Genomic DNA, 8,356 nt, shown 5'->3' on the forward strand with positions numbered 1-8,356 from the left:
CGCTCAATAAGTGATTCTGCAATCTTAGATAAGGGTGTTTACTAAAAGTTTCAAGTCCTGAACCGTTGTAAAGTTCTGTTAAATTCTGGTGCATCAAATGACCCAAGCCTATAATCTAGCACCTCTTTCTTACGGCGATATAACCATCAGGTTTTACACAGGAAATTTATGCTACAGGTTCTCGAAGAAGTAAAGAAACAGATTAACCTTGCTAAGGGTGAATCGCGCAGAATATTTCACGGACGAGGTCATTGCTTCGCCGGGTTCGAGCACCTTGTGATTGATTGGTTTCCCCCTTATGCCGTAGCTCGTTTGTACAGGGAAGTGGAGCCTGACTGGGTAAACGAGTTAACTCAGTGCCTGCGGGGTGTTTCAGAAATCGAAGCGTTAGTGGTGCAGCAACGCTCCCGTGGTAAAGAGTCCCAGCAGGATATTGCCTGGGGTGAAGTGCCTGAGCAGATGAGTACGATGGAACTGGGGCTGTTTTATCAGGTCAAACCGCAACGTAACCAGAACAGCGGTCTGTTTCTGGATATGCGAGAAGGGCGTCGTTGGGTAATGCACAATGCTGGCGGGAAAAGGGTGTTGAACCTGTTCTCATACACATGTGCTTTTTCAGTTGCTGCACTCGCGGGTGGAGCAGATCACGTGGTTAACGTAGATATGTCCCGTGGTGCTATTAATACTGGAAGAGAGAACCATCGACTGAATGGCCTTCCTGGAGATAAAGTGACATTTCTGGCTTATGATCTGTTTCGTTCTTGGAAAAGGGTCCGTCAACTGGGAACTTACGATCTGATCGTAATAGATCCGCCTAGCTTTCAGCCTGGCAGTTTTGTGGCGGAGAAGGATTACCGTAAAGTTATTCGTCGCTTAAATGAGCTAACCCATGATGGTAGTCAGGTTATGGCTTGCCATAATGATCCTAAAAATGGGACAGAATTTCTAAAACAGCTTATGCTTGAAGAGTGTCCGGATTTTAAGTTCGAAGAGCGTTTAGCGAATCCAGATGATTTCCCCGAAGCGGAAATTGAAAAAGGGCTGAAGGTATTACTGTACACAAGAGAGAATTAATGGAACTGATTTGTATTGATCTTGAAGCCAGCGGTTTGGGTAAAGAGTCATACCCGATTGAAGTGGCTTGGAAAAATGATGAAACCGGAGAGCAGGATAGCTTTCTGATCAATCCGGAAACTGCTGAGAACTGGCATTACTGGGATGATTATGCGGAAGAGATGCATGGCATTGATCGAAATGATCTATGTAAAAAAGGACTGGATATCATCTCTGCCTGTAAACGCCTGAATGAGAAACTTAAAGGTAAAACCCTGATTAGTGATGCATTTGAGTTTGATCTGTTCTGGTTAAAACGCTTGTTCCAGGCTACAGGTATGAAGCCTGATTTCCGTATGGCAGGTTTGGATCGGGTTTTAAGTAAAGAGCAGTTAATACAGTTTGGCTTTCTGGCCAAAGCTCAGTATCGGAAACACAGGGCTTTGGATGATGTTGAAGATATTCTTACCTGTATTAAAGCGGTACGTACTCCAGCTTAATCTTCTTCAAAGTATTATAAAAACGGCAGCTATTTGAGCTGCCGTTTTGCGTTTGAGACTGTGTGGCCTGCTAAGCTAAACCATCGAGGCCGGATTCGAGTGTCAGAGCTTCTTCCAATGCTCCTTGAGTATCAGCTGATACACCCGCCAGTGTTGCAACATCGGCGGGGTAGTTACCCTGCAGTGTTTCTAGATCGTTCTCATCTTGTATTGCTGTGTTCACCACGCAAGCAAGGTGAACTACTGCGGCGAGAGCAGAAGGTTCTTCAAATGAAGTTGGGGATTTATACTGGCGTACAGCTACGCCCAGTTCCTCTGGGAAACTCCACATATCCAGCAGAGCTTGACCCGCTTCAGGAGAGGTAAAGCCCAACAGTTCTTTCTCAGCGTCATTTCGGCTGCTGCCACTCTTATCAATCAATGCCTGGATTGCCTGAACACGCTCTGGCTGAGCAAGGTGGAATAACAGAAGGCCAATGTTATGGATAAGACCTGCGGTGAAAGCGATATCAGGATCAACTTCTGTATCACGTTCGGCAAACCACTTGGAAAGTGCTGCGATACGGAACGACTCGCTCCAGAACTTTTTCAGATCCAGCCCTTCAACTTCTTTAACTGAGCCCGCGATACCAGAAGCTATCACCAGAGTTTTCAGGCGAACCATGCCTAGCATTACAACGGCTTGATCAATAGAGGAAACTTTGCGGTTAAGACCAAAGTGAGCAGAGTTCACCAAACGTAGAATTTTTAGAGAGAGCGTTTGGTCCTGGGAAACTTTTTCGGCAATCTCACCGTAGTCAGCAGCAGGGTTGTTCAGTTGCTGAATTAACTGTCGTACTACCTCTGGTACGTTAGGTAGTTTGTCCGTTTGCTCGAGTAGTTCACGAATCTCCATATACACTCCTTAGAGATCAGATTCTTATTATCGCGTTCCGAAAAGTTATGCATACCCAAAATGAAACGCGCTATATAGAAGATTTAGAGATGTCAGGGTGCTTTTGCAAGAAGTTTTTGATTTTAAGGCAAAAAAAAGCGGCTAATGCCGCTTCTTATTAATCCTGGTTTATTACCATACCTTCAATCTCGCCTCGGATGGATTCGTACTGCCCCATCTCTTCCGGCATGAAATAAAGCTTGTAATAGCTGCGATCCACTAGACGTGTAGTCTTGTCATTTACCGTTTCTTTGTAAGAGCCAAACAGGTAACTCATCTGCAGGTGAATAACACGAGTGTGGGGTGGAACAGTCACTTCATGATGTTCCAGATCATAACGTGTTTTGCTTTCTTTAATGGTATAGAAGGAAATTTCTGCAACGTGGTTCAGGTTGATCAGAAAGTTAGAGGTAACTGGAACGAGGTGACGTTGTTCCAGACCGTTGTGTTCCATGTAGATACCGCAGTTCTTTCTTACCTTGATAAACATTGTTTACCTTCCATTCGTTAGACTTAAGTTCAGTGCTTTCAGTCTAAAGTATAAGTCTGTTTGGTTACAATGTTTTTACAAAAAAGGCCGCAATATATGCGGCCTTTAATTATTGTTCGTATGTTTTGAGGAACGTTCCTATGCGTTCTATCGCATCGCGCAGTTCATCTTCACGTGGCAGGAATACCAAGCGGAAGTGCTGTGTATCTGGTAGGTTAAAGCCGCTGCCCTGAACGATTAGGACTTTCTGTTGTAGTAACAGATCAAGTGCCATCTTCTCGTCGTTCTTGATCGGATAAACTTCAGGATCAAGTTTAGGGAACAGGTATAGTGCACCTTCTGGTTTGGTACAGCTAACGCCAGGGATCTCATTCAGCATCTCCCAGGCCAAATTACGCTGCTCATATAAACGTCCACCTGGAACGATTAGTTCATCAACACTCTGATAGCCGCCAAGCGCGGTCTGGATAGCGTGCTGGGTTGGCACGTTAGAGCACAGACGCATGCTAGAGAGCATCTCCAGGCCTTCAACGTAGTCTCGGGCATTGTGTTTTGGCCCACTGACGATCATCCAGCCGGAACGAAAACCCGCTGCTCGATAGGATTTGGAAAGCCCATTGAAGGAGATGAACAGTACATCGTCTGCCAGGGAAGCAAGCGAGGTGTGTTCAGCTTCGTCATACAGGATTTTATCGTAAATTTCGTCAGCAAAAATAATCAGGTTGTGCTCGCGGGCAAGGTCTACGATCTGTTCGAGAACCGCTTTCGGATAAACCGCTCCTGTAGGGTTGTTAGGATTGATAACAACAATACCCTTAGTACGATCAGTAATCTTACTGCGCATATCCTCGATATCAGGTGCCCAGCCTTGCTCTTCATCACAGCGGTAATGAACCGGGTTGCCGCCACTCAGGCTAACTGCGGCTGTCCACAATGGTTAATCCGGAGCCGGAATGAGCATTTCGTCGGTGTCGTTGAGCAAGCCTTGCATGGCCATCACGATTAGTTCAGAAACACCATTACCAATGTAGATATCTTCTATGCCTACATTTTTAATTCCGTTTTTCTGACACTCCTGCATCACCGCTTTACGGGCGGAAAACAAACCTTTTGAATCACAGTAGCCCTGGGAGGCGGGCAGGTTAAGGATAACGTCCTGCACGATCTCTTCTGGTGCTTCAAACCCCCATGGGGCCGGATTACCAATGTTCAGCTTTAAGATTCGCTGACCTTCTTCTTCAAGGCGCTTGGCTTCCTGAAGAACTGGTCCACGAATGTCATAACATACATTGATCAGCTTGTTTGATTTACGGATAACTGGCATTTTTATGTCCTGCATTCATCTGACGGGAATCTATCCGCTCAGATGTTGTCCTAACGCAACGAGGCTACTAAAGCGTAAGCCTCTGAAAAAAGAGGCCAATTGTACGCCTTTTGTGGTACTAAACCTAGTAGCTATACCTAGTATCTATGCTGGTTCAGGGTTGATTTTCCTGTTTAGGAGGTTTTATGGGTGATGAAAAACAAAAAGTAATTAAGTCCGAGCAGGAGTGGAAAGAGTTGTTGGGGCCTGAGCAGTACCGTATATGCCGGGAAAAGGGGACGGAAAGAGCTTTTACCGGTGAATATTATAACAATCATCAAGACGGGCTTTACCGCTGTAAATGTTGTGGCGAACCGCTTTTCCGGTCAGAAGAGAAATATGATTCGGGCAGTGGTTGGCCAAGCTTCTGGCAGGCTACAGCAGATGGGGTGATTGATGAACACCGGGATGTAACGCACGGTATGATTCGTACCGAGATCACCTGTTCACGCTGCGATTGTCATTTAGGGCATGTATTTCCGGATGGTCCTCAACCTACAGGTCTGCGTTACTGCGTAAACTCCGCGTCACTTGATTTTGAAAAGGATGGCGACAAGTGAAATCATTTAAATGGATTTATGAACATGTACAGGCGCATAAAAGCGGTGAGGATATAGAAGCATTGCTACCCGTTCCTAAAACCTTGGAGGAACTGTCGGTTGTACCAGATGACCGGATACTGAGTGATATGCAACGCAGGGTGTTTCGGGCGGGGCTAAAACATTCGTTAGTGGATTCTAAATGGCCTGAGTTTGAAAAAGCTTTCTTTGCTTTTGATCCGGAAAAGATCTGCCTGATGAGTGATGAGCAGCTTGAAAACCTGATGCAGAACGACAAACTTATCCGGCATTGGGGAAAGATTAAATCAACACGTATTAATGCGTTGATGGTGCATGAACTAGCTCAGAAAAACGGAAGCTTTGCGCGTATGCTTGCTGAATGGCCGAGTGACAATATTATCGGTTTATGGGAGCTGCTGAAGAAGCAGGGTAATCAGTTGGGTGGAAACTCTGGACCTTATTTTTTACGTATGGTCGGTAAAGATACCTTTATTCTCACCGATGATGTGGTTGCTGCACTCAAAGCTCAGGGTATTGTCGAGAAAAAACCGACGGCTAAAAGAGATTTGATCAAAGTTCAGGAGAGCTTTAATCAGTGGCAGGAGGAGTCAGGTAGGCCACTGTGCCAGATCAGCCGCTTACTTTCCTATACGGTGGGCTGGTGAAATAAATAAGGCTGGATAAATCCAGCCTTATTTTTTCGGTCAATATATTACAGTCCACTAGTTAAATTGAATGAAATCCAAGAGCTGAGGGTCATTGAATGCTCGGTTCATGGTTTCACTCACCAACTTTCCAATAATCTCTTCATTGTCTTGTTCTGATGGAGTATTCAGAAAGACATGCTGTTTGGTAGTAGCATAATTGCCAGTATAACTTTTGACTCCTTTGCTCAGTTCCACCCGCATTTTCATATCAAGATCGATAGTTTGTTTTAGACCTGATTTTTTAACCTTATAGTTAAGATCCAGAAGGCTGACCTTTAGTGTAAATTCACCGGCATAGAAGCGGCGAATACCCATATCTTCCAGTGCGTGTTCCGCTGTATGAGAGAGTAGTTTTAAGCTGTCTTGCAAGACTATTTCAGGCTGAGGATCCTTACCTGTGTGTCGCAGACCAATCACTTTATTTACACGCAGATCTTTTGGTTGGATATCAAAGCGCTTCTCTTTTGAAAACTGCCGGCTTACCTGGATTTCAGGGTGAAGATCAAGAGTCTGAGAATTAAGAGTGGTACATCCTGAAAGAGGGAGGATTGATAACACTGCGATCAGAATTAAGATTTTTTGTATGGTTGCTTTAAAGGTCATTGGCTTATTCCATATTTTCGATCTTACGTGGCTCAAGTGAGTTAAGAAACTCGGCCAAATTGTCAGCAAGGCGACGAACTGGAGGCTTGCCGGGTAGTTCCAACAGTACTTCACCGCTGAAGTTATCTACACTGATAAAGTAGTTATCGTCGGGCTCAGCACAAGCAAAGAAAAAGGTCAGTGGACGTTTTTGCTGCCGCTTAGATAGTGCATGCCCAATAAGGTTACTGCGCAGGCGTTCCATATCATCCGGGTTCCAAACCTGGATAAGGCTCAGGTCACCATCGGAACAGGTTGCTGGGAGTGGGTCCGACCAAAATCGACTGAAGTAAGCAATAATATCCGGGTGTACCCTTTCATCTAATGCTTCCTCCATACGGGAGAACATATCTGAAGGCTCACTTTGTAAGGCTGGTTTCCATTTGACAGATTCACCTGCTGATCCTGTGTTTAAGTAACAGTCTGAAGGCCAATCGGGATTATAGGGAAGGGTGGGCGCTTCAGGCTGTAGTTCGTTCAGTTTCTGCACAAAACTATCCAGAGCCCGTTCAACAGCACTGCTCATCTATTGATTCCTTGAGTACATTTAAAGGTTCCTATTGACAGGAACTGCCTATTATCTGGGCATATTAACCTATTTATGTTTGTTTTCTCAGTACTTATGCATATCTGGATCTTAAGCCTGAAACAATATTTTCTGGTTACAAAACCAACACATAACCTACTGATTTGTACAAGGAATGTTCAATCTAAATCTTTTTAGTTTTTTTTTAATTTAGGGGTTTGACAAGCTAGCTAAAACACGTAAAATTCGCACTCCGTTTGGGGCGCTACGAAGTCTCAAATTGGAAAGTGGAGCGGTATTCATTTGGTTGGATATCTGGCTGTCACTCCAAGGAGAGTGAGGGTCGCGGGTTCGAGTCCCGTAGTAAATGTGGAGCGGTAGTTCAGTTGGTTAGAATACCTGCCTGTCACGCAGGGGGTCGCGGGTTCGAGTCCCGTCCGTTCCGCCACTATCTTTAAGAGCTTAGATAGTGAATATTTAGTGGGCGTGTAGCTCAGTTGGGAGAGCGTCGCCCTTACAAGGCGAATGTCGGGAGTTCGAGCCTCTCCACGCCCACCACTAAATAATGCCCCGGTCGCGGTACGAGACAATGTGGAGTGGTAGTTCAGTTGGTTAGAATACCTGCCTGTCACGCAGGGGGTCGCGGGTTCGAGTCCCGTCCATTCCGCCATCTTCTAAAGATCGAAGTGCTGATCAAGGAAGTAAAATGATAAGCCATCTGCTTAGTGGGCGTGTAGCTCAGTTGGGAGAGCGTCGCCCTTACAAGGCGAATGTCGGGAGTTCGAGCCTCTCCACGCCCACCACTAAGCGCTGGATGAAAATCCAACCGCTGCGGAGCGGTAGTTCAGTTGGTTCGATACCTGACTGTCACCTACGAGGTGGAGTGAGGGTCGCGGGTTCGAGTCCCGTATTTTATGTGGAGCGGTAGTTCAGTTGGTTAGAATACCTGCCTGTCACGCAGGGGGTCGCGGGTTCGAGTCCCGTCCGTTCCGCCACTTACTTGAAAGAGAAAGGTTAGAATACCTGCCTGTCATCTTTCATAGGTAACGGGTCGCGATGTAAAGTCGTCCGTTCCGCCACTTACTTCAAACAGTAAGTGATGTCCTTTCAAAATTGCCTGAAAGGTACTAGACTAGGCACTTCTGAAGTGGGCGTGTAGCTCAGTTGGGAGAGCGTCGCCCTTACAAGGCGAATGTCGGGAGTTCGAGCCTCTCCACGCCCACCACTTCAAAGCTTCTTACCTTGTATTTTCTTCTACTTATTTCTCTGTTTATAACTTTTTGTATTTATTTGCTTAAACATGTATCGTTTATGCCCAATAATTTTCCAAAATCATAAAAATAAACTAGGAATTATTTGTGAATAACGTAGATGAGAGAGTACTGGTATCCCTATGCCCTGATCCTGTTATTGGGGTTGATGGAGCGGGGATTATTCAGCTTTTCAATGCTGCTGCAGAAAAGCTACTGGGTTATGCTGCCGTAGATGTTGTAGGGAAGCTCAGTATTACCTCAATCTATCCTGATCTTGATTCTGCTCGTCAGATAAAACGCCTCATGTTTTCTGATGAATGCGGGGAAA

General features: G+C 45.4%; 9 protein-coding genes, 6 tRNA genes and 1 pseudogene. 11 read left to right on the forward strand and 5 right to left on the reverse strand.

All coding sequences use genetic code 11. From position 1 onward, the window contains the following. Window positions 1–168: 168 nt before the first annotated feature. Both GY843_RS18875 and GY843_RS18880 read left to right on the forward strand, forming a co-directional pair. A complete protein-coding gene (locus GY843_RS18875; RefSeq protein ID WP_297312006.1) occupies window positions 169–1,074 on the forward strand; it encodes a class I SAM-dependent methyltransferase in 906 nt (301 codons plus the stop codon). Next, on the forward strand, window positions 1,074–1,553 hold the full coding sequence (locus GY843_RS18880; RefSeq protein ID WP_297312008.1) for an exonuclease domain-containing protein: 480 nt from the start codon (window positions 1,074–1,076) through the stop codon (window positions 1,551–1,553). The genes GY843_RS18875 and GY843_RS18880 overlap by 1 nt, the downstream gene beginning before the upstream one ends. Window positions 1,554–1,623: 70 nt before the next feature. On the opposite strand, the gene GY843_RS18885 is transcribed toward GY843_RS18880, so the two are convergent. The 3 genes and pseudogenes from GY843_RS18885 to GY843_RS18895 form a co-directional block, all read right to left on the reverse strand. After that, the gene (locus tag GY843_RS18885; protein WP_297312010.1) at window positions 1,624–2,448 is read right to left on the reverse strand and encodes an HDOD domain-containing protein; all 825 of its coding nucleotides are present in this window, start codon (window positions 2,446–2,448) and stop codon (window positions 1,624–1,626) included. 157 nt (window positions 2,449–2,605) lie between these two features. Next, a complete protein-coding gene (locus tag GY843_RS18890; RefSeq protein ID WP_297312011.1) occupies window positions 2,606–2,977 on the reverse strand; it encodes a hypothetical protein in 372 nt (123 codons plus the stop codon). Between the two features lie 109 nt (window positions 2,978–3,086). After that, window positions 3,087–4,301 (reverse strand): annotated as a pseudogene (locus GY843_RS18895) (pyridoxal phosphate-dependent aminotransferase). Window positions 4,302–4,486: 185 nt separating this feature from the next. Here GY843_RS18895 and msrB point away from each other — a divergent pair. Together msrB and GY843_RS18905 are read left to right on the forward strand one after the other, a co-directional pair. Next, entirely contained in the window at window positions 4,487–4,900 is a 414-nt protein-coding gene (gene msrB / locus GY843_RS18900; protein ID WP_297312012.1) for a peptide-methionine (R)-S-oxide reductase MsrB, read from the forward strand. Beyond that, window positions 4,897–5,565, forward strand: a complete 669-nt coding sequence (locus tag GY843_RS18905) for a DNA-3-methyladenine glycosylase I (protein WP_297312013.1) — start codon at window positions 4,897–4,899, stop codon at window positions 5,563–5,565. The genes msrB and GY843_RS18905 overlap by 4 nt, the downstream gene beginning before the upstream one ends. A gap of 57 nt (window positions 5,566–5,622) precedes the next feature. On the opposite strand, the gene GY843_RS18910 is transcribed toward GY843_RS18905, so the two are convergent. Beyond that, the gene (locus tag GY843_RS18910) at window positions 5,623–6,210 is read right to left on the reverse strand and encodes a YajG family lipoprotein (protein WP_297312014.1); all 588 of its coding nucleotides are present in this window, start codon (window positions 6,208–6,210) and stop codon (window positions 5,623–5,625) included. Between the two features lie 4 nt (window positions 6,211–6,214). Continuing rightward, the gene (syd, locus tag GY843_RS18915; RefSeq protein ID WP_297312015.1) at window positions 6,215–6,775 is read right to left on the reverse strand and encodes a SecY-interacting protein; all 561 of its coding nucleotides are present in this window, start codon (window positions 6,773–6,775) and stop codon (window positions 6,215–6,217) included. 371 nt (window positions 6,776–7,146) lie between these two features. Here syd and GY843_RS18920 point away from each other — a divergent pair. The 7 genes from GY843_RS18920 to GY843_RS18950 all read left to right on the forward strand — a co-directional run. Next, window positions 7,147–7,223, forward strand: a tRNA-Asp gene (locus tag GY843_RS18920). A 34-nt stretch (window positions 7,224–7,257) separates the two neighbouring features. Continuing rightward, window positions 7,258–7,333: transfer RNA gene (locus tag GY843_RS18925), tRNA-Val, on the forward strand. Between the two features lie 35 nt (window positions 7,334–7,368). Then, a tRNA-Asp gene (locus tag GY843_RS18930) sits at window positions 7,369–7,445 on the forward strand. Between the two features lie 57 nt (window positions 7,446–7,502). Continuing rightward, window positions 7,503–7,578, forward strand: a tRNA-Val gene (locus tag GY843_RS18935). 115 nt (window positions 7,579–7,693) lie between these two features. Then, window positions 7,694–7,770 (forward strand) — tRNA-Asp (locus GY843_RS18940). A gap of 154 nt (window positions 7,771–7,924) precedes the next feature. Next, window positions 7,925–8,000 (forward strand) — tRNA-Val (locus tag GY843_RS18945). 133 nt (window positions 8,001–8,133) lie between these two features. Further along, a partial coding sequence (locus tag GY843_RS18950; protein ID WP_297312016.1) for a PAS domain-containing protein occupies window positions 8,134–8,356 on the forward strand: 223 nt, incomplete at its 3' end.

Origin of the sequence: Neptuniibacter sp., from assembly GCF_024231755.1 — a bacterium.
Taxonomy (GTDB): domain Bacteria; phylum Pseudomonadota; class Gammaproteobacteria; order Pseudomonadales; family Balneatricaceae; genus Neptuniibacter.